Annotated in this window: 18 protein-coding genes; 8 read left to right on the top strand and 10 right to left on the bottom strand. The window is 53.6% G+C overall.

The annotated features are described in order from the left end of the window. Positions 1 to 542: 542 nt before the first annotated feature. Entirely contained in the window at positions 543 to 1,622 is a 1,080-nt protein-coding gene (locus IM284_RS23365) for a YadA-like family protein (RefSeq protein ID WP_226838691.1), read from the top strand. 159 nt (positions 1,623 to 1,781) lie between these two features. Further along, a complete protein-coding gene (locus tag IM284_RS11575) occupies positions 1,782 to 2,252 on the top strand; it encodes a hypothetical protein (protein ID WP_047367948.1) in 471 nt (156 codons plus the stop codon). Positions 2,253 to 2,300: 48 nt separating this feature from the next. On the opposite strand, the gene IM284_RS11570 is transcribed toward IM284_RS11575, so the two are convergent. Beyond that, positions 2,301 to 3,734 carry a glycoside hydrolase family 32 protein gene (locus IM284_RS11570; protein ID WP_047367949.1) on the bottom strand — a complete coding sequence of 478 codons (1,434 nt, stop codon included), beginning with the start codon at positions 3,732 to 3,734 and terminating at the stop codon, positions 2,301 to 2,303. A 17-nt stretch (positions 3,735 to 3,751) separates the two neighbouring features. Next, positions 3,752 to 4,993 (bottom strand): MFS transporter, encoded by a 1,242-nt coding sequence (locus IM284_RS11565; RefSeq protein WP_047368127.1) that lies wholly within the window; start codon positions 4,991 to 4,993, stop codon positions 3,752 to 3,754. Between the two features lie 236 nt (positions 4,994 to 5,229). Here IM284_RS11565 and IM284_RS11560 point away from each other — a divergent pair, with 236 nt between their 5' ends. From IM284_RS11560 to IM284_RS11550, 3 genes are all read left to right on the top strand, one after another. After that, complete coding sequence (locus tag IM284_RS11560) at positions 5,230 to 6,237, top strand: LacI family DNA-binding transcriptional regulator (RefSeq protein ID WP_047367950.1); 1,008 nt, start codon at positions 5,230 to 5,232, stop codon at positions 6,235 to 6,237. Between the two features lie 343 nt (positions 6,238 to 6,580). Beyond that, positions 6,581 to 7,957: a diaminobutyrate--2-oxoglutarate transaminase gene (locus IM284_RS11555; RefSeq protein ID WP_014884533.1), complete on the top strand. Its 1,377-nt coding sequence runs from the start codon at positions 6,581 to 6,583 to the stop codon at positions 7,955 to 7,957. 18 nt (positions 7,958 to 7,975) lie between these two features. Continuing rightward, the gene (locus tag IM284_RS11550) at positions 7,976 to 9,442 is read left to right on the top strand and encodes an aspartate aminotransferase family protein (RefSeq protein WP_028013828.1); all 1,467 of its coding nucleotides are present in this window, start codon (positions 7,976 to 7,978) and stop codon (positions 9,440 to 9,442) included. Positions 9,443 to 9,479: 37 nt separating this feature from the next. Here the strand turns inward: IM284_RS11550 and IM284_RS11545 are convergent, their stop codons facing one another. The 4 genes from IM284_RS11545 to IM284_RS11530 all read right to left on the bottom strand — a co-directional run bounded on the left by IM284_RS11545 (position 9,480) and on the right by IM284_RS11530 (position 13,833). Further along, positions 9,480 to 9,995 carry a protein disulfide oxidoreductase gene (locus IM284_RS11545; RefSeq protein ID WP_045259750.1) on the bottom strand — a complete coding sequence of 172 codons (516 nt, stop codon included), beginning with the start codon at positions 9,993 to 9,995 and terminating at the stop codon, positions 9,480 to 9,482. A gap of 75 nt (positions 9,996 to 10,070) precedes the next feature. Then, positions 10,071 to 12,245, bottom strand: coding sequence for a polysaccharide biosynthesis tyrosine autokinase (locus IM284_RS11540; protein ID WP_047367951.1), 2,175 nt, complete (start codon positions 12,243 to 12,245; stop codon positions 10,071 to 10,073). Then, positions 12,245 to 12,694 carry a protein-tyrosine-phosphatase gene (locus IM284_RS11535; RefSeq protein ID WP_047367952.1) on the bottom strand — a complete coding sequence of 150 codons (450 nt, stop codon included), beginning with the start codon at positions 12,692 to 12,694 and terminating at the stop codon, positions 12,245 to 12,247. Before IM284_RS11535 ends, IM284_RS11540 begins: the two co-directional genes overlap by 1 nt. Continuing rightward, positions 12,694 to 13,833, bottom strand: coding sequence for a polysaccharide export protein (locus IM284_RS11530; protein WP_028013832.1), 1,140 nt, complete (start codon positions 13,831 to 13,833; stop codon positions 12,694 to 12,696). The genes IM284_RS11535 and IM284_RS11530 overlap by 1 nt, the downstream gene beginning before the upstream one ends. 475 nt (positions 13,834 to 14,308) lie before the next feature. On the opposite strand from IM284_RS11530, the gene IM284_RS11525 reads away from it, so the two are divergent. Beyond that, positions 14,309 to 14,641, top strand: coding sequence for an RcnB family protein (locus IM284_RS11525; RefSeq protein WP_008500887.1), 333 nt, complete (start codon positions 14,309 to 14,311; stop codon positions 14,639 to 14,641). Then, positions 14,592 to 15,071 carry a GNAT family N-acetyltransferase gene (locus IM284_RS11520; RefSeq protein WP_045629901.1) on the top strand — a complete coding sequence of 160 codons (480 nt, stop codon included), beginning with the start codon at positions 14,592 to 14,594 and terminating at the stop codon, positions 15,069 to 15,071. The genes IM284_RS11525 and IM284_RS11520 overlap by 50 nt, the downstream gene beginning before the upstream one ends. A gap of 93 nt (positions 15,072 to 15,164) precedes the next feature. On the opposite strand, the gene apbC is transcribed toward IM284_RS11520, so the two are convergent. Next, positions 15,165 to 16,274: an iron-sulfur cluster carrier protein ApbC gene (gene apbC / locus IM284_RS11515; RefSeq protein ID WP_028013834.1), complete on the bottom strand. Its 1,110-nt coding sequence runs from the start codon at positions 16,272 to 16,274 to the stop codon at positions 15,165 to 15,167. A gap of 137 nt (positions 16,275 to 16,411) precedes the next feature. Between apbC and metG the strand changes: the two genes are divergently transcribed. Beyond that, on the top strand, positions 16,412 to 18,445 hold the full coding sequence (gene metG, locus IM284_RS11510; protein ID WP_047363114.1) for a methionine--tRNA ligase: 2,034 nt from the start codon (positions 16,412 to 16,414) through the stop codon (positions 18,443 to 18,445). Positions 18,446 to 18,476: 31 nt separating this feature from the next. On the opposite strand, the gene IM284_RS11505 is transcribed toward metG, so the two are convergent. Genes IM284_RS11505 through IM284_RS11495 form a run of 3 tightly spaced genes read right to left on the bottom strand, consistent with a single transcriptional unit; the run spans position 18,477 to position 21,392 of the window. Then, a complete protein-coding gene (locus IM284_RS11505; RefSeq protein WP_045259745.1) occupies positions 18,477 to 18,947 on the bottom strand; it encodes a DUF1456 family protein in 471 nt (156 codons plus the stop codon). Between the two features lie 46 nt (positions 18,948 to 18,993). Further along, the gene (gene btsR, locus IM284_RS11500; RefSeq protein ID WP_023312443.1) at positions 18,994 to 19,713 is read right to left on the bottom strand and encodes a two-component system response regulator BtsR; all 720 of its coding nucleotides are present in this window, start codon (positions 19,711 to 19,713) and stop codon (positions 18,994 to 18,996) included. Next, on the bottom strand, positions 19,707 to 21,392 hold the full coding sequence (locus tag IM284_RS11495) for a sensor histidine kinase (protein WP_045259744.1): 1,686 nt from the start codon (positions 21,390 to 21,392) through the stop codon (positions 19,707 to 19,709). Before IM284_RS11495 ends, btsR begins: the two co-directional genes overlap by 7 nt. Between the last annotated feature and the right edge of the window lie 159 nt (positions 21,393 to 21,551).

Here is a 21,551-nt window from a genome sequence, read left to right as displayed (position 1 = left end):
CTTTTGTATAACAATCCTCTTACTAATTTATAGCAATCAACGTTAGATACATTCTTGAATAAATTTTCAACACAAATATTTTTCGCCTGCATCTAAAGCACTCATGACAGTTTCAACATAACTTTCATTCAAAAGACAAGAAGGATTCGATAATAAAGAATGTAGAAAAATCTATAAATTTGAATTAACTATTTTACACATTCTGCATCATTTTCGACCATAACACTTAAGAGCTTCTTATTGATTAGTGTTTAATACTTTTTTCACTTCAAATCTCTACTGATCTGTATCTAACTGTAATTATTGGGATAATGCCATTTCTATCACAGCAGACCTGATTAGCTATAGATGCTATTTATGATTTAGATCAATATCCCAAAGCTCGCATTAACTGATAGTTACTGCACGTTACGAATTAAGTGATTTATTCAAAATTTAACGTAACTCCGTTATTTTAATCGGGCGTAACCAGACGTTACATCAACACGCCAGGATAGCCAGCCTTGCCCATTTTTACTTTTTAAATGATGAGTGTTTTACAAATGAAAGTTGTTAAAAATGCCGTTACTGCTTTTGTATTTGGTGTTATTTTCACTGGCTCTATGAACGTAACTCAAGCAGCTGATGTAAACATAAACCTTAACGATAACGTATTCAATTCAGGTACTTTTATTCAGGTTCAGGGCACTGACAAAACCGCTTATAATCTGGATAATATGAAAGCTGAAAATGTAAAACAAGACGGGCAGATCTATAACTTACAAGGCGATCGTGAGCGGATGCAAAACGAGATTGACACAAGTAATGGTAATATCAGCACTAACGCCAATAATATTTCCTCTCTTCAGACTTCTGTCTCTAGTGTCGATCATGAAGCTAAATTAGCAGGCGATCTTGCTGACACCGCTAATAAAAAAGGTGATGCGGCATTACAGGGCGTGCTGACTAACGGAACTGCAATTACTAATATTGAAACTGTTAACGCTGTCCAGGATAGCCGCCTTGCAACTGTTGAAGCTACTAACGGTATACAAGATGGCCGCCTGTTAGCTCTTGAGAATGCACCAAAACCAACTAACGGCGTTGATGGAAAAGACGGCGCTAAGGGTGAGAAAGGCGATACCGGCGCACAGGGCGTTGCCGGAACTAACGGACGTGACGGAGCGAATGGTAAAGACGGTAAAGACGGCAAAGATGGAAAAAATGGCGTGATGACCACTGTGACACGCACGCAGGTAGACACGACAACACAGGCTAAAGTCGCTACTAATAGTCAGGCGGTTACGGCCGAGGCTCAGGAGCTGCAGGCGACCAAACAGACATTACAGGCTCTGAATAACAACGCTAATCAGCAATTTAAATCGCTGCGTGAGGAAGTCGATAATAACAAGAAAGAAGCAAACGCAGGTATCAGCGGCGCGATGGCGATGGCCGGTTTACCTCAGGTGCAAACAAATCAGCGCGTGATGTTCTCGGCTGGCGGTGCGACTTACAACGGTGAAAGCGCGTTAGCGGTTGGGGCGTCGGTTAACTTTAACGAACATATGGTTGGTAAAGTGAGCTTCTCTGATGACACAGCAAATAATATGGGGGCTTCAGTCGGCGTAGGGATTGGCTTTTAATAAATAACCAGTATGACAAAATACATTGTTATCTCTGTAATAGTGTACCTGATGCTTATTATCGTTGGCGCATGGTTAGGTATTATGTATCAGGCTTATTATATTTACGGCTATTAAACCTTCTTCTATAGAATATATTTCACCAAAGGTATCATCGTAATGATAAAGTCACTCTTAGCGGTATTAATAGCTGGTGCTGCCATCCTGCTTTCTGCGTGTACTTCAACTGCTCAGCGCATGGCCGAATGTGAGCGCCAGGGCATTAGCAAAGATACCTGCTACCTGGCTGAGCAAAATCGCCAGAATGCTTATAATGAAGCCGCACAAAATGCAGCATGGGCGAACGCGCGTGATGCCGCAGAGGGTACGGGTATCTGGGCTAAAAAAGACGTGAAACAACATGCTCAGGCGGCCAAAGCGATACACGCCTTTAAATGGGAAGGAATGAAGATCACAATTAAAGGCGAGATCCTGGATGTCGATGGCGTATTGGGCGCGCTGGATGAAAATGAGCCTCAGGCAAAAGTTTATTCACAAGGGCTGTACACCTTCATTTACTATCCTGCTAAAGGCAAATTAGCGGTGAGTAAAGAAGGAAAGTTTGAAGGCTACGCAACAAAGATTAAATAGAAACAGAGGCGATACCTGTCGCCTTTTTAATTTGCAGGCCTTAACGTATTACTCTAGCTGCCACGCCCCGGCCTCAATAAGCGATGCGATTCCCGTCCAGGCAAACATTGTCAGTTCGCGCGCCCCTTCATCAGGATAAATGCGGCTGCTCAGGCACGCCTCCCCTTCATTGACAAACACTTCCACTGACGAGCTGTCAACGAACAGGCGCAGGCTTAGCGTGTCGTTCAGGTTAAGCGCGACGCTTCGGGTACCGCACAGGCCATACTGCGGATAATAACGCTCCAGCACCAGGCGCTGCATCTGCGCATCAACGTAGAGACGGAATCCGTCGCCAAGACGAATGCCGTACTGCTCCGCGCTGCTGTTAGCACAGTCCCACTGCAGAATGATCTCCATCGCATCGCAGCTTTCCACCTGAACGATCTGCTGATTGTTGAGCGTGCTCACCGGCCAGGGGAACCACGCTCCCCGCAAGCTTTCCACTTCTCTGGCTGGCCGCATCTGCAGGCGGTTATCCGCGCTTAGCGTCAGCTCGCGCGGTAAAGAGAGCATGCCAGCCCACCCGTCCTGCTGTTCCGGAAGGGGAGATTCCCACATGTCCAGCCAGCCGATAACGATGCGGCGGCCGTCAGGCGTCAGGAAGCTTTGCGGCGCATAGAAATCATGCCCGCTATCCATCTCCACAAACTCACCTTCACGCACGAAAGGTTGGCCGGGCTGCCACTCCCCCAGCAGGTAGCCGCTCTGGAAAAGATTGCGATTTTTGAATCCCTCCGCAGCCAGCCCCTGAGGTGAAAACATCAGCACGCGTTTGCCGTTGAGGGTGAAAAAGTCCGGGCATTCCCACATATAACCCATCTCTTTTTCAGCCACCGCAAGCACGCCCATATCCTGCCATTCGCGCAGGTCGTCAGAACGGTAAACGCGCACCTGGCCCGTCTCGCCATCCCGCGCGCCGACAACCATGTACCAGCGCTCCCCTTCCCGCCACACTTTTGGATCGCGAAAGTGATGCAGCCCAGGCGGCGTGTCAACGATCGTTCCGTGCCGCGTAAAATGGACGCCATCACGGCTGGTTGCCAGGCACTGCACCTGGTAAAGGTTAGCCTCGTCATCCGGATCGCCGTGGAATTTGTGGCCGGTATAAATCAGCGCCAGCGTATCGCCATCCACCACCGCCGAGCCGGAAAAGCAGCCGTCCTTATCTTCTGGCCCTTCCGGTGCCAGCGCCACCGGGAGGTGTTCCCAACGAACTAAATCCTTGCTGCGCGCATGGCCCCAGTGCATCGGCCCCCACTGGGTCGAGTACGGATGATGCTGGTAAAACGCGTGATACCAGCCGTCAAACCACACCAGACCATTCGGGTCGTTCATCCAGCCGGCACTCGCGGCGAGGTGGTAACGCGGATACCAGCGCAGGTTAAGATCGCCGCGTTTGGCCTGTAATGATTGTTCAGCTTTGGCAATGGAATACATCATTTATTTACTCTTTTCAGTCAGATAGTGGAGGGTTGCGGCATGAGCGGGTCAGAAGAAGACTTACCCGAGCGCAACAGGAAGATGGAGATGAGCGTGGTGCTGAAAACTAACAGCCCCATAATGAGATAGGATTGGGCAAAGCCGTATTTCTCATAGCTGTAACCCGCCAGCGGCGACAGCACAGACGCAATCACCGAGCTTGTACAGGCAAAGCCCACCAGATAGAGCGTGGAAGAGAGCCGCTTATCAAAATGTAAGCTGTTGTATTTAAATATCGAGACCAGCAATACGGGCAGTTCTACCGCGTGCAGCAGCTTGGTAATGGAGATGAGCACCGGCCCCTCAACCAGACCAGATGCCACCATACGCATTGCCATCACCATTCCCGCGAATATCAGGCCGTTTTTCGCGCCGAGGCGATTCACCAGCCACGGGGCGCAAAACATGCCCGCCGCCTCAAGGAAAACCTGGAAGGAGTTGAGATAGCCGTACATGGCGTTCCCTTCCTGCAACGTCGGGAACTGTGATGAGAAATAGACCGGGAACTGCTGATCGTATACGCCGTAAATGCAGGTGCCGATAACAAAAAACACCAGCGCCCAGAAACGCGGCAGCGTCAGCAGGCGCAATGCGTCTTCCAGCGTCACCTTGCCACCGGACACCGCTTCCTGCATGGCGTGCGGTGCGGAAGAGACCCGCAAGCGCGCGAGCAAAACAAAAAACACCAGCCCGGCGCCGCTCGCGACAGCGAAATTCAGCTTCGGATTGATGTTAAACAGGAGCCCCGCAAAAAAGGTTGCCGCCGCCCAGCCAAGCGATCCCCACATTCTCGCCTTGCCAAACTCAAACTGGCTCTGACGGGCCACGCGTTCGGTATAGGATTCCAGCACCCCAATCCCACCGTTAAACGTCAGGCCAATAAAAATCCCGCCGAAAATACTGCCCAGCAACACGTTAATTTGCAGCAGATAGCCAAACAGCAAAAAGGCCGGACCGGAAAGAATAAGCAGACTGGTCAGAAACCAGAGCAGGTTTTTGCGCAGGCCGAGTTTGTCCTGAATAAATCCATAGCAGATTTGAGCAAACAGTGCGGAGACGGAAAGCACGGCATAGATAACGCCCGTATCCCCCGCTTTTAACCCCACTTCCTGGTGGAGCCAGATAGAGAGCAACGAGCCGGAAGATGACCAGGTGACAAAAAAGAAAAACAGTAATGCGCTCAGTAAGGGATAGCTGTGAGAGTGATGCGTTTTCATCATGGCATTCTCGTGTTGGAGTAATGATCCAATGGTAACGTTAACATCCATGCTTTCTCATGCTGCCTGATGAAGATTTAAGATGTTAATCACGAAAGTTAACGTTAACATTAAGGAAGTGAGATCGCGATCATAAATTTATCACTGCGGTAAGCATGACTTAACCTGGTCATCAGCCTTCCTTTTACATCAGCGACTTAGTTGTATACCCTCTCACAGAGCATAAACGGAGTAAGAAAATGGCTTCCCTGAAGGACGTCGCAAAGCTGGCTAACGTATCGCTGATGACGGTTTCCCGCGCGCTTAACAGCCCGGAGCGCCTTAAACCGGAAACGCTGGCGCGCGTACAGTGGGCTATCGAGCAAACCAGCTACGTTCCCGATCTGTCCGCCAAGAAAATACGCGGCGCGAATGCTTCGCCTAAAACCATAGGCGTGCTGGCGCTCGATACGGTCACGACACCTTTTTCGGTGGAGATTACGCTGTCCATTGAAGAGACGGCCAGGATGCACGGCTGGAATAGCTTCGTCATGAATATGTTTGCTGACGACAATCCGGATGCCATTGTCGATCTTCTGCTCTCCCACCGGCCTGACGGGATTATCTACACCACGATGGGGTTACGTCAGGTTCCTCTTCCTGCCAAGCTGCTCACCCTCCCCTGCGTGCTGGCCAACTGTGAGAGTGTCGGTGAAAAGGTCGCCAGCTATATCCCGGATGATGAACAGGGGCAGTACGCCGCCGTCAGGGCATTACTCGCAGAAGGCTATCGGCAGCCCCTGTGTCTGCATTTACCTGTGGGCCATCTGGCCACAACCCGGCGCCGTCAGGGGCTTGAACGCGCCTGCCGTGAAGCCGGAATCGACCCGGACAGCCTGGAAAATGCGTATATGGCGCACGGGGATGAGCATTATCGTGATATTCCGACCGCATTGCTGGCGCGTATCCGGAACGGCATCCCGCGGTTTGATTCCGTTATCTGCGGTAACGATCGTATCGCGTTTATGGTGTACCAGACGCTGCTGGCGCAAGGGCTTCGCATCCCTGAAGATGTCGCGGTTATCGGCTATGACAATATGGTGGGCATTGGCGAGCTGTTTTTGCCGCCTCTTTCAACGGTTCAGTTGCCCCACTACGAAATTGGTCGCCTGAGCGCCCTGCACATTATTAACGGAGCACAACACCGGGAAACGACGCGCGTTGAAAGTCCATTTTTAATGCGTGATTCCATTGCGCGCGCCATGTGACTACCGCTTTTTGTCGTTGATGGAAGAATAAGGGGGTATGAAGGCAGCATACCCCCTTTTTTTGTCAGCCAATGGCACGATTTGTCACACTCTTTTCTGTCATGTAACAACCTAAACAAATGCCGAATAAGCAATTGTTTTTATTGCCAATAAAGTGCAATTTTCTTTTTAAAAATGGTGATATTGCCTCTCCTGTGCTCCATGTCACAAAACAGTAAACAAATTAACCATTGAGCCCCGTGACAAAAGGCTCTATATTGGCGGCGTTTTTTTCAGGCCCCATCTGTTTTTTAACTTTTTATTCAATCGTTGCTCATAGCGAAGCGGCGGTTGTAGGAGTGATATGATGACGGATAAAGTCCGTATTGACACCGTAGATGCCCACAAAAGCAACGAAACCTATCTGGCCCGTCAGGCCGAGTTTGAATCTAACGTCAGGAGTTATCCGCGCAAACTGCCTTTAGCGATTACTAAAGCAGAAGGCGTGTGGATCACCGATGCAGATAATAAAGAATACCTTGACTGTTTAGCAGGCGCAGGGACCCTTGCGCTTGGCCATAACCATCCTGATGTGCTGAAAAGCATCCAAAATGTCATTACCAGCGGCTTGCCGTTACACACTCTGGATCTGACTACGCCTCTGAAAGACGCGTTTTCTGAATATCTGCTCTCTCTGCTGCCTGGTCAGGGCAAAGAGTACTGCCTGCAGTTCACCGGTCCATCCGGTGCCGACGCCGTTGAAGCGGCGCTGAAGCTGGCGAAAAAAGTGACCGGCCGTAGCGGTATCATCAGCTTCTCTGGCGGTTACCACGGCATGACCCACGGCGCACTGTCCGTGACCGGCAACCTGTCTCCGAAAGAAGCGGTTGACGGTATGATGCCAGAAGTGCAGTTCATGCCTTACCCGCACGAGTACCGCTGCCCGCTGGGTATCGGTGGTGAAGCGGGCGTGAAAGCGCTGACTTACTACTTCGACAACCTGATCAACGACGTTGAAAGCGGCGTGCGTAAACCTGCCGCGGTGATCCTGGAAGCCGTTCAGGGCGAAGGCGGCGTGAACCCGGCTCCGGCTGAGTGGTTGCAGCGCATTCGTAAAGTGACTCAGGAACACGGCATTCTGCTGATCCTCGACGAAGTTCAGGCTGGCTTTGCCCGTACCGGTAAATTCTTCGCCTTCGAACACGCGGGCATCGAGCCAGACATCATCGTGATGTCTAAAGCGGTTGGTGGCGGTCTGCCGCTGGCCGTGCTCGGTATCAAAAAGCAGTTCGACGCATGGGCGCCAGGCCACCACACCGGTACTTTCCGCGGCAACCAGCTGGCAATGGCAACCGGCCTGACGACGCTGAAAATCCTGAAAGACCAGAACATCGCGGGCAAAGTGGCTGCACAGGGCGAATGGCTGAAAGGCCAGCTGAAAGAGATGGCAAAACGTTATCCGGTCATCGGTCACGTGCGCGGTCTGGGCATGATGATCGGTATCGAGATCGTTAAGCCACACGAAGCTGCTGACCATATGGGCTGCTTCCCTGGCGACGGCGAGCTGTCTGCGCTGATTCAGAAGAAGTGCTTTGAAGCCGGTCTGATTCTGGAGCGTGGTGGTCGTAACGGTATCGTTCTGCGCCTGCTGCCTTCCCTGCTGATCAGCGACGAAGAGCTGAAAATCTTCCTGGATAAATTCGAGCAGGCACTGCTTGCTGCGGGCGTTCGCCCGGCGTAACCGGAGTAGTTGATTACGATGTCAGATTCAAACCCAATTTTGTTCTCCTCTGCGCAGAGCATTGAAGCTTACCAGCAGGCGATTGAACAAAGCACTCAGGCTGTGATGCAGTGGCTGAAGCAGCCTGAGATGTACCAGGGCAAAACGGTCGCGGAGCTGCGCGACCGTATTAAGCTGGATTTCAACCCGAAAGGGCTGGGCAACGAAGCGGCGATTGAACGCGCCGTGGAGTTCTTCCTGAAAGACAGCTTGTCCGTTCATCACCCGCAGTGTGTGGCGCACCTGCACTGCCCAAGCCTGGTGGTAAGCCAGGCGGCGGAAGTGCTGATCAACGCCACTAACCAGAGTATGGACTCCTGGGATCAAAGCCCGTCCGCAACCATTATTGAGATCAAACTTATCGAGTGGCTGCGTACCCGCGTGGGTTATCAGGCTGGCGACGCGGGTGTGTTCACCAGCGGCGGTACCCAGAGCAACCTGATGGGTCTGATGCTGGCGCGTGACGCATTCTTCGCGCGTCAGGGCCACTCCGTTCAGCAGGACGGTCTGGTGGGCGATCTGCGCAAAATTCGCGTGCTGTGCTCCGAAAACGCGCACTTCTCCGTGCAGAAAAACATGGCACTGATGGGCCTGGGCTATCAGTCCGTAGTGCAGGTGAAAACCGACGAGTTCTCCCGCATGGATCTGACCGATCTGGCGGCGAAAATCGAGCAGTGCAACGCGAACGGGGAGCAGATTCTGGCCATCGTCGCGACGGCAGGTACTACCGATGCCGGTGCTATCGATCCGCTGCGTGCCATTGCTGAACTGGCGGCGAAGCAGAATATCTGGGTACACGTTGACGCGGCCTGGGGCGGCGCGCTGCTGATGTCCGATCAGTATCGTCACTACCTGGACGGCATCGAGCTGGTGGATTCCGTCACCCTGGACTTCCACAAGCAGTTCTTCCAGACCATCAGCTGCGGCGCGTTCCTGCTGAAAGAAGCGCGTCACTATGAGCTGATGCGCTATCAGGCGGCCTACCTGAACTCTGAGTTCGACGAAGAAGCGGGCGTGCCTAATCTGGTGTCCAAATCTCTGCAGACCACCCGTCGTTTCGACGCGCTGAAGCTGTGGATGAGCCTGGAAGCGCTGGGTCAGGAGCAATACGCGGCGATCATCGATCACGGCGTAACGCTGGCGCAGCAGGTTGCGGCCTACGTGAAAGAGCAGCCTGCTCTGGAACTGGTTATGCAGCCACAGCTGGCAAGCGTGCTGTTCCGCTTCCGTGGCCAGGTGCAGATGGACGACGCGGGCATCGCCCTGCTGAACCAGAAAATTGGTGATGCGCTGCTGGAATCCGGCCGTGCAAACGTCGGTGTGACCGAGCATAACGGCATCACCTGCCTGAAGCTGACTCTGCTGAACCCAACCGTGACGCTGGAGGATATCAAAATCCTGCTGTCGCTGGTTGAGCGCACCGCGCAGGAAGTTCTCGCGAAGTAATACAAAAACCCCTCTTCCGTCGGAAGAGGGGTTATCTTTATACGCCTGCCCACCACATTCTGATTTTCAATCCCCAGTAGCTCGTCCAGCCCGTTGTGGTACTGACTACTTTCCCCTTTGACACAATCACCAGCGTCGGCGTTACGCTCACCTGCCACTGCTGCGACACGGCACCGTTTGCATCGTTAATCACCGGCATACTCAGGTTTTTCTTTTCAGCCCAGCGAGCGAGCTTTGCATCGTCACCGGAGCGCATGGCAATGCTTACGACGTTACCGCCCTCTTTTGCCAGCTTATCGACCGCAGGTGTCGTATAACGACAGATGCTGCACCAGGTTGCCCAGACGTAAATCAGCAGGGGGCGCTCCTTGCTGAGCGCCGCGATATCGTGAATGTTACCGTCGATGCTCTGCATAGGCGTTGCGCTAAAGCTGGCGGGTAATGACGGCTTTCGGTATTGATCCACGCCCCACATGACCGCCAGCGTAAGCAGAATGAGTATGATCCCTTCCCGCGCCCAGCGGCGCAGGCGACTCAATTTACGGTTATCCATCATGACCTCTCGATTTAACGGAGGTCATCTTAGCGGGCTATTCGGCGTCATGCTGTAAAGAAGTGTCGCGTCACTTTATTCCGGGGTATAGCCGTAGTTGTAATGGCTATAACCCGAGTGGTAATAGAACGCAGCGGATTTCACAATATCATTGAGAATCGCGCCTTCAACCTGGACGCCCATCTGCTGCAGACGCTTCCGACAGTTTTCGATCTCTTTGACGCTGGTTTTACCGAAACGGGCAACCAGCAACGTGGTTGCCGCGGCTCTGGCGACGAGTAGCGCATCCGTCACGGCCAGCACCGGTGGCGTGTCGACAATCACGATGTCGTACTCTTTGTCTATTCGTGACATTACCGTCTGGAAGCGCTCATTCATAAGCAGCTCGACAGGATGCGAAGGCTGAGGCCCACAGGTCAAGACATCAAAGCCACCTTTTTCGAAGCGTTGAATCGCATCCTGCCACTCTACGCTTCCCCCCAGCACGCCGGACAAGCCATGCTGGTTGTTCAGTTTGAAAATATTGTGAACATATCCCTTGCGCATATCCGCATCAATAAACAGTACCCGTTGACCTGCCTGAGCGGCAATCGACGCCAGCGAAGTGCTCACCAAAGTCTTTCCGCAGTCCTGCGAAGGACCTGAAATCACCACTATCCGATTAACGGCATTCATCATGGTAAAATGCAGACTGGTGCGTAACCCGCGCACCGCCTCGACAAATATATCCGCCGGTCGGTCAACGGGCAGGAAAGGTACGTTTGACGTCCTGTGCTTCCAGTGGGAAGCAAAAAGCGTCCTTCTGCGCAAATGCGTTTTTTTCCATAGCCACACTGAACGCGGGAGCGTAGCCAGAAGAGGCATTCCCTGCGCTTCCAACTGTTCAGACGAGGTGATGCCCCGTTTAAACGCAGAGCGCACCAACACCGTTCCTGCAGAGAGCATCAATCCCACCAGCATACCGAACACAATGATAATCACTTTGTGCGGTTTGACGGGTCCAGGCTGCGTTACTGCCGGGTCAATGATCCGCACGTTTCCGATGGCGCTGGAGCGCGAGATATTCAGCTCCTGCTGACGCGTCAGCAGCTGCAGGTAGATGGTGCGCCCGGACTCAACGTCACGGCTTAAACGCAAAATTTCCTGCTGCGTAGAAGGCATGGATGAGACGCGGTTATTCAGGCGCGTACGTTCCTGCTCCAGGGTCTGTTTTTTTTCCCGTAAGGCGCGGTAGGTTGGGTGATCCTTTTTGAAAAGCTGAGAAACTTCTGCTTCGCGGAACGTCAGCTCGTTAAGCTGATTTTCCACATTAACAACCTGATCGAGGACCGTCTTCGCCTCAAGGGATAGATCGACAGAATCGCGCTGCTCTCTGTAGGCGTTCAGTCGTGCTTCGGCTTCATCCAGTTCGCGCCTGATTTTAGGTAATTGGTCCTGTAAAAACGTCAGGCTGCGGGTATCTTTAGCTTCCTGGCGCGCAATATTCTGGCTGAGATAATTTTCAGCAATGGTGTTGAGCACCACGGCGATCTTGTCAGGGTCCTCGCCCGTCAGCGTTAAGCTGATAATTCCGCTCTGCTTCGCCGACTCAGAAACAATGAGCCGGCGCTGAAGGGCGTTAATTGCTTCAAGCTTTGTGACGGTTTTGAGGGCAAACCGGGTGCCTGGTGCCGCACTGAGCGAGGTGACAAGCAGCGTTACTCCGTCTTTAACCAGCGTTTTCCCAACAACGCCATCAGCCTCAAGCGTTTTTCCTTCGAGGTGATACCGGCCCTGCTCCTGAACGGTCAGTAAAAGTTCCTGTGGCTTGTCTTCCAGAAGAGGAAGGGTAAGCGCGCCAATTGTCAGTTCACCGGCTTTACGCCCTCGTTCCAGCAGCGGCCCAATGACGGGCAGCACGCGCCGTTTGACGCTGTATGTTAGCCCAAGCTTATCAACGGTCTCTCCCAGAATCATCCGCGACTTGAGCAGCAAGAGTTCGGGCGCAACATCAGGTGAAAGATCGGTACCAAACTGGCTTAAACTTTTGAGCAACGAGTTGGCCTGCTTCGCTTCTATCTGCACAAGGGCATCAGCCTGATAGATCGGTGTGACGCTATACGCATAGATCCCGGCGCATACGGTGAACAGGAGCGTGATGCACGCTATCATTACCCGATGATCAAACATCTCAGCCAACAGCTGAATGAGATCAATTTCATTATCATGCGGTGTCGCAGCACCAAATTTGTCTGATTTATGAGACGACATTACTGCTTCATTCCTTGTTGACGCAAACGACGAGCCCATTCCTGACTGGCTTTTCCTAACTGCTCGAAAACATATTCAAAGGCTTCCCGGCTTTTGCGATACGGGTCGGGAATGTCCTTTGTTTCCAGCCACTGACCAAACAACAGCGATTTCCCCCGATTCTCCGGCGCCACTGAGGCAATAAAACGAAGATGCTCTGGCTCCATCACCAGAATCAAATCGGATTTTTGTAACAGATAACGTGTGACCTTACGCGCCACGTGACCTTCCAGCGAAACGCCATGACGTAAGGCGACTGCCTTTGCAGTCGCATCCGCCGGGCGTCCTTCAAGCCCGAAAATACCTGCCGAGGTCACCTGCGCGTCGGGTAGCTGCTGGCGCAACAGCCGCTCACCAATCGGTGAACGGCAAATATTGCCGGTGCAAACCACGAGAATTGAATTGAACATTATTGCGGCCACGACCTGATGTAACGGACGGTTTCGGTCAGGTCATGTACGCCACTGATGGTGGGTACCAGCTGGGCGATCACACGATTCCAGCGTGAAAGCGGTGCCGTCGTGACATAGACAATGTCGTACGGTTCCAGCTCGAATTCTGTGCTCAGCACCATGGCTGAGGCATCTTCCGCATTGAGTTGATAGATGTTGGCGATTTTGTCTTTCTCGCCTTTTCGTGAAACCGGGCGAATAACAAAAATCCCGGTTGCATCGGCCATATTCTGGTTCAGCCCGCCTGCATTCCCCAGGGCTTCGGCCAGCGTCATGCCGCTACGATCCATCTTAAGGGTGCTCTGTTTAACCACCTCGCCCATCACAAACACTTTCAGCGCGTCGTTCCGGGGAACAAACAGGATATCGCCCGGATAAAGCAGCTTATTTTGGGTTAAATCGCCATGTTGCATGAGAGCATAGAGTGAAAGGCGCGAGTCCTGGCCATCATGCGTGAGCACGACGTTACGCCAGTCGGCATCCGCAGAGAGACCGCCCGCGGCGTTCACCGCATCCATTACCGTCAATGGGATATTGGTTATTGGCTGCTGGCCCGATTTCTCAACCTCTCCGGTGATATAGGCTTTTTGAGAACGGAAGGAGGCAACGCTGACGTCCACCTGAGGGCTCTCAATAACCTCATCCAGCCGCGCGGTGATCTCCTCACGTACCTGCGAAACCGTTTTGCCCGCCACTTTCAGCTTGCCAACGTAGGGGTAGAAAAGCGTACCATCGGCGTTAACCCAGTTGCCCGCGTCGCTCGCGCTACGGTACTGCCCTGCGGGCGTCGTGAGTTCAGGGTGATCCCAGACGGTGACCGTCAAAATGTCCCCTGAGCCAATGCGGTATTCCCAGTTTTTGAGCTGCTCATCCAGAGTAGGATTTGCCTGAGATTTAGAAACGGGTGGGCGCAGTTTTTCAATCAATCCAGGGGTTAAAGGAAAAACTTCCACGCGTTTGTCCAGCGGATCGTTAATTTCCTCACCGGTAGTGACTTTTTTCCCGGAAAGACTTAAGTTCTGGCCTGGTGAAAATACACATCCTGTTAGCTGGCTGAGCGTCAGAAAGGACAGTAAAAGAGCAGTTGTATTTTTCATTTATATAAAATGTTGATTTATCGTTGCGCTGGGTAGTTAACTCGCAAAAGAAAGCAAGCAATTCCTTGAAATATCGTTATTTATTATTTCCCCGTGATGCTGTAAAACACACGTTCGCTGTCGTTTAAAAAGTTAAAAAACAGCGCACAATTGCGCAAGAAAACGGAGAGTAATAATACTTTATGCGCCGCGATATTAAATGTTATCCCTTACGAAAGCATTCGCTTAACGGTGCTATTTTGACGTATAAACTTATTTTCAGAATAGATTAATAAAATAATAAAAATAACAAATATTCCGCACAATCAACATTCACCGCAATGATGAGCATCACCGTTATCGACTACCCAAACCCCTCCACTTTTGTTACATTTTTTATCAAACGCATCATGCTTTGATACTTAAAATAGACCGTCTGTCTTGTGCTGTGTGCCCTGCAGACGAAAGTCTCTGAAACAATATCACTGGAGAAAAAATGGCTAAGCGTAAATTGCTGCTTCTGGGTGTATTACTGTCTCTGGCGGGCTCCGCGTTTTCTGCCCCGCAAACCGCCGCTGCGCCATCGGGCATCAAGGCCTATGAAGAACAAGAGTTCATCGCCGATTTCACGAAGTTTAAAATCGGCGATACGGCACCGGCGCAGTATCAAACGCCGGAGTACACCATTAAACAGTACCAGCTGCGTAATCTTCCGGCACCGGATGCTGGTACCCACTGGACCTACATGGGCGAAAACTACGTCCTGATTGGCGATGCAGATGGCAAAATCTACAAAGCCTACAATGGAGATATTTTCTATCATCGCTGATACGATCGTAATCCGTCCGTGGCAGGAGAGCGACCGCCCTTTCCTGCGTACGCTCTACCTCCACGCCCGGCGTGAAGCCTGGCCGTGGCTGGACAGTTCTGCGTGGCAGCTTGAAGATTTTGACGCGGCAACCCTGGACGAAGAGATTTGGGTGGCGGAGCAGGATGGGCACCGACTTGGCTTCGCCTCAGTCTGGACGAACGATAATTTTCTGCACAACCTGTTTGTCGACCCGCAGTATCAGAGCCTGGGCGTCGGACATGTGTTGCTTGAGCACGTAGAGAAGACGTTTACCAGCACGGGCTCACTCAAGTGTCTGGTGAAAAATGCGCGGGCTATTACGTTTTACCAGCGGCACGGCTGGCACATTGAGGCGACGGGGAATTCTCCTGAGGGAGAGTACTATCTTATGCATTACCGGCTTGGGTAAAGTCAGGTGGTGCTTCGCTTACCTGACCTACAAAATCGTATTTCGTAGGCCGGGTAAGGCGAAACCGCCACCCGGCAATCCAGCGCTGAGGAATTACACCGCCCGGAAGGCGATTTCACCCGGGATCACTTCACCCTGCCAGTACAGCTGCGCCGCAACGCGCCCCGCCAGCTGGCGATACATCTCAGCGAACTCGCTGTCCGGACGGCTGACGACCGTCGGCTTCCCGCTGTCCAGATCTTCACGCAAGGAAATATGCAGCGGCATCTGCCCCAGCAGCTGGGTGTGATACTGCGCTGCCAGTTTTTCCGCCCCACCCGTACCAAAGATAGGCTCATGGTGTCCGCAGTTGCTGCAGATGTGCATGCTCATGTTCTCGACGATGCCGAGCACCGGCACTTCCACTTTCTCGAACATCACGATGCCTTTTTTGGCGTCGATCAGCGCGATATCCTGCGGCGTGGTGACCACAACGGCCCCCGTTACCGGGATGTTCTGCGCCAGCGTCAGCTGAATGTCACCGGTGCCCGGCGGCATGTCCAGCACCAGATAATCCAGATCCGGCCACATCGTTTCCTGCAGCATCTGCAGCAGCGCTTTGCTGGCCATCGGGCCGCGCCAGACCATGGCGTTATCGTCGGTCACCAGGTAACCGATGGAGTTGGTCGCCAGACCGTGCGCCACGATCGGCGCCATATGCGTGCCGTCCGGCGAGGTTGGACGTTGATTTTCCGCACCCAGCATGTTTGGAATAGACGGACCGTAGATATCGGCATCCAGAATACCGACCTTTGCCCCTTCCGCCGCCAGCGCGAGCGCGAGGTTGACGGCGGTAGAGGATTTACCCACCCCACCCTTACCTGAACTCACGGCGATGATGTTTTTCACCCCGTTGACGCCCGGCTGATTTTTCACACGCTTCAGCGTGGCAATACTGTGGCTCAGCTTCCAGTCAATCGCTTTCGCACCGGTAATGCGCAACAGCTCGGCGCTGGTCTGCTCTTTCAGCGCGTCAAAGGCGCTGGTCCAGACGAACGGCATCTGCACTTCAACGTGCAGCGTATCGTCCAGCCACGCGACGTGGTGCAACGCTTTCAGCGTAGTGAGGTTATGTTTCAGGGTTGGATGCTGAAAGTTAGCCAGCGTCCCGGCGACCATTGCTCGTAAGGCTTCCGGTGATTTGGCCTGGGATTGAGAACTCATCCCGACTCCTTTGTTCTTGTGAATAAGACCTTAGACAAACAAGTTTACCTGAAAGGCCGTGGTTTGTGCTTACTTAATAATGCCCCTTTTGGTAATATCGAAAACCCTTTTCACAGTTAAAAGAAGTAATGCCTACTATGACTCAAGTCGCGAAAAAAATTCTGGTAACGTGCGCCCTGCCGTACGCCAACGGCTCAATCCACCTCGGCCACATGCTGGAGCATATCCAGGCTGATGTCTGGGTCCGTTACCAGCGAATGCGCGGCCACGAGGTTAACTTCATCTGTGCGGACGATGCCCACGGCACGCCGATTATGCTGAAAGCGCAGCAGCTGGGGATTTCCCCGGAGCAGATGATTGCCGAAATGAGTCAGGAGCATCAGACCGATTTTGCTGGCTTTGACATCAGCTATGACAACTATCACTCCACGCACAGCGACGAAAACCGCGAGCTGTCGGAGCTGATCTACACCCGCCTGAAAGAGAACGGTTTCATCAAAAACCGTACTATCTCTCAGCTGTACGATCCGGAAAAAGGCATGTTCCTGCCGGACCGTTTCGTCAAAGGCACCTGTCCAAAATGTAAATCCCCGGATCAGTACGGCGATAACTGCGAAGTCTGCGGCGCGACCTACAGCCCGACCGAACTGATTGAGCCCAAATCCGTGGTATCCGGCGCCACACCTGTGATGCGTGATTCCGAGCACTTCTTCTTCGACCTGCCGTCCTTCAGCGAAATGCTGCAGGCGTGGACCCGCAGTGGCGCGCTGCAGGAGCAGGTGGCGAACAAGATGCAGGAGTGGTTCGAATCCGGCCTGCAGCAGTGGGATATCTCCCGCGATGCGCCGTACTTTGGCTTCGAAATCCCGAATGCGCCGGGCAAATATTTCTACGTCTGGCTGGATGCGCCAATCGGCTACATGGGCTCCTTCAAGAACCTGTGCGACAAGCGTGGCGACGCCGTCAGCTTCGACGAATACTGGAAGAAAGACTCTACCGCTGAGCTGTACCACTTCATCGGCAAAGACATCGTTTACTTCCACAGCCTGTTCTGGCCGGCCATGCTGGAAGGCAGCAACTTCCGCAAGCCGACCAACCTGTTCGTACACGGCTACGTCACGGTGAACGGCGCCAAGATGTCCAAGTCCCGCGGGACGTTCATCAAGGCCAGCACCTGGCTGAACCACTTCGACGCGGACAGCCTGCGCTACTACTACACCGCGAAGCTCTCTTCCCGCATCGACGATATCGACCTGAACCTGGAAGATTTCGTGCAGCGCGTGAACGCAGACATCGTCAACAAGGTGGTGAACCTGGCGTCCCGCAACGCGGGCTTTATCGCCAAGCGCTTTGACGGCGTAATGGCCGCTGAGCTGGCGGACCCTGCCCTGTACCAAACCTTCACCGACGCGGCAGCCACCATTGGCGAAGCCTGGGAAACGCGCGAGTTCGGTAAAGCAGTGCGTGAAATCATGGCGCTGGCTGACCTGGCTAACCGCTATGTGGACGAGCAGGCGCCGTGGGTTGTCGCTAAACAGGAAGGCCGCGATGCCGATCTGCAGGCCATCTGCTCCATGGGCATCAACCTGTTCCGCGTGCTGATGACGTACCTGAAGCCGGTTCTGCCGCAGCTGGCAGCCCGCGCTGAAGCGTTCCTGAACACCGAACTGACCTGGGATGCAATGGCGCAGCCGCTGCTCGGCCACAAGGTGAACACCTTTAAGGCGCTGTATAACCGCATCGAGATGAAGCAGGTTGAAGCGCTGGTCGAAGCCTCTAAAGAAGAGGTGAAAGCGGCTGCAGCACCGGTAACCGGCCCGCTGGCGGACGATCCGATTCAGGAAACCATCACCTTTGATGATTTCGCTAAGGTCGACCTGCGCGTGGCGCTGATTGAAAACGCAGAATTCGTGGAAGGCTCTGACAAGCTGCTGCGCCTGACGCTGGATCTCGGCGGCGAGAAGCGCAACGTCTTCTCCGGCATCCGTTCTGCCTACCCGGACCCGCAGGTGCTGATCGGCCGTCAAACCGTGATGGTCGCTAACCTGGCGCCGCGCAAAATGCGCTTCGGCATTTCCGAGGGGATGGTGATGGCAGCAGGCCCTGGCGGGAAGGATATCTTCCTGTTAAGCCCAGACGAAGGCGCGAAGCCGGGCCAGCAGGTGAAATAACAAAAAAGCCGGAGATAATCTCCGGCTTTTTTTATGGTTTCGGGTGATGCACCCGATGGGTCAGCCCGCGCAGGAAATTACGCAGAAACTGGTCGCCGCACTCGCGGTAATTTTTGTGGTCCGGCGCGCGCATCATGGCGGTGATTTCCGGCATTGACACGCGGTATTTCTGCTCGGTCATGATCGCCTGGATATCGTCCGTTTTCAGCGAGAAGGCGATACGCAGCTTTTTCAGCACCGTGTTGTTGTTCACGCGACGCTCCAGCGCCAGCTCGGGCGCGGAGTCATCTTTTCCACGCTTATCGTAGATCAGCCCGTTCAGAAAACCCGACAGAATGATGTCCGGGCAGCGGACGAAGCCCTCTTCGTCCTCTTTGGTCATCCAGGTATCAAAATTTGCAGACGTGGATTCCATGTCGGACAGCGCAAGAATGCGCACCATGTCGTTATTGTTTGCTTTCAGGGTGTAGCGCAGGCTACGAAGAATATCGTTACTTAGCATAGAGCCTTCGAATGTCGATGATGCAATGGCGCGCAGTGTACCAGTTTTACAGGCCAATCGCCTCTTTCAAACTTTTCAGATAGCGGCGGCTGACGGGGACGGTCTGCCCGGCGCGCAGCACCAGCTCGGCCTGACCGTTATCTTCCAGACGGATCTCCTTCAGGTGCGCCATGTTCACCAGATACTGACGGTGACAGCGAATCAGCGGCGTGCGGCTCTCCAGCGTGCGCAGGGTCAGCTCGGTAAAACCTTCGTTCCCTTCCGCGCTGGTGACAAACACCCCGCTCAGGCGGCTGCTGACAAAGGCCACATCATCCATCTGCAGCAGATAAATCCGGCTGTGCCCGGTGCAGGGGATAAATTTCAGCGGCTGCTGGTTCTCCGGCAGCAGCGTGACGTCCTGGACGGTTCGCTCCTGGCGTAAGCGGGTGAGCGTTTTTTCCAGCCGCTTCTCTTCAATCGGCTTGAGTAAATAATCGAAAGCGTGCTCCTCAAAAGCCTTAACGGCATATTCGTCGAACGCCGTCAGAAACACGATGTAGGGACGATGCGCCGGGTCGAGCATGCCGACCATCTCCAGCCCGCTGATGCGCGGCATCTGAATGTCGAGGAACAGCACGTCCGGGCGCAGCTTGTGCACCGCACCGATGGCCTCAATGGCGTTGGCGCACTCCCCCACAATCTCAATGTCTGGCTGCTCCTGCAGCAGAACGCGCAGGTTTTCCCGTGCCAGCGGCTCGTCATCCACGATCAGCACTCTTAACATGCGTTTTCCTCCAGCGGCAGTCGAACGGTAATACGGGTAAAACGGTCAGGCTCGCAGGCGACGGTAATGCCACAGTCGTCGCCAAAATGGGCGCGCAGACGTTTATCAACCAGGCTCATCCCTAATCCACCCGAAGCGGAAGGCTGGTACAGCCCGGCGTTATCTTCAATATCCAGCACCAGATGGTGGTTAAAACGGCTGGCGGCAATGGTTATCTCCCCTATCCCCAGCAGCTGCGAGGTACCGTGCTTGATGGCGTTCTCCACAATAGGCTGCAGGGTAAAGGCCGGAAGATGCTGATACGCCAGCTCGTCCGGAACGCAGAGCGACACCTGCAGGCGGGACTGAAACCGCGCCTGTTCAATTTGCAGATAGGCATTCACGTGCTCAATTTCATCGGCGAGGGTCACGATCTCTGACGGGCGCTTCAGGTTTTTACGGAAAAAGGTCGACAAAAACTGCACCAGCTGCGCGGCCTGATCGCTGTCGCGGCGAATCACCGCTTTGAGCGTGTTGAGGGCATTAAACAGGAAATGCGGATTGACCTGGGCATGCAGCAGCTTAATTTCAGACTGCGTCAGCAGGGCTTTCTGCCGTTCATATTGCCCCGCAAGAATTTGCGCGGAAAGAAGCTGGGCGATCCCCTCCCCCAGCGTGCGGTTGATAGAGCTGAACAGACGGTTTTTCGCCTCATACAGCTTGATGGTGCCCATCACCCGCTGATTTTCCCCGCGCAGCGGAATGACGAGCGTGGAGCCCAGCTTGCACTGCGGATGCAGCGAGCAGCGGTAAGGCACTTCGTTACCGTCGGCATACACTACTTCGCCGGTTTCAATGGCGCGCAGCGTATAGGTCGACGAGATCGGTTTGCCCGGCAGGTGGTGATCGTCTCCGGTGCCGGTAAACGCCAGCAGCTTTTCGCGATCGGTAATGGCCACCGCACCGATATCCAGCTCTTTATAGAGCACCTGCGCAACCTTCATGCTGTTCTCTTCGTTAAACCCCTGACGCAGGATCCCTTCGGTCGAGGCGGCAACCTTCAACGCCGTGGCGGAAAAGGCCGAGGTGTACTTCTCAAACATGGCGCGCTTGTCGAGCAGAATACGCATAAACAGCGCCGCGCCGACGGTGTTGGTCACCATCATCGGGGCGGCAATACTGCTGACCAGGTGCAGCGCATCCTCGAACGGGCGGGCAATCAGCAGAATGATCGCCATCTGCGCCATTTCAGCCACAAAGGTAATGGCCCCGGCGGTAAGCGGGCTAAACACCTTGTCCGGGCGACCGCGCTTAATCATATAGCTGTGCACCAGGCCACCAAGCAGCCCTTCGACGATCGTCGAGATCATGCAGCTGAGCGCCGTCATCCCGCCCATGGAATAGCGATGCAGCCCACCAGTTAAACCGACAAGACCACCGACGACCGGGCCGCCCAGCAGCCCGCCCATCACCGCGCCGATGGCGCGCGTATTAGCAATAGAGTCTTCGATGTGTAGGCCGAAGTAGGTCCCCATGATGCAAAAAATAGAGAAGGTGACGTAGCAGAGCAGCTTGTGCGGCAGGCGTACGGTGACCTGCATCAGCGGAATGAAAAGACGCGTTTTGCTCATCAGCCAGGCAATGACCAGAAACACGCACATCTGCTGAAGCAACAGCAGCACCAGGTTAAACTCGTACATACTCAAAACCGCACACGCTAAAAAACGCGTAACATACACGGATGCGGCTGAACTTTCTTTGAAGCGCCCCAAAAAAGCGCAAAATCGTGTCCGTTATCACATCTTTTTCTGCACATCGTGCATGGTTCGCATTATTTGTTTAAAAATTAATCAATTCTT

The organism is Enterobacter cloacae complex sp. P12RS, from assembly GCF_014895875.1.
Taxonomy (GTDB): Bacteria; Pseudomonadota; Gammaproteobacteria; order Enterobacterales; family Enterobacteriaceae; genus Enterobacter; species Enterobacter bugandensis.
This window is presented reverse-complemented; position numbering and strand designations above follow the sequence as displayed.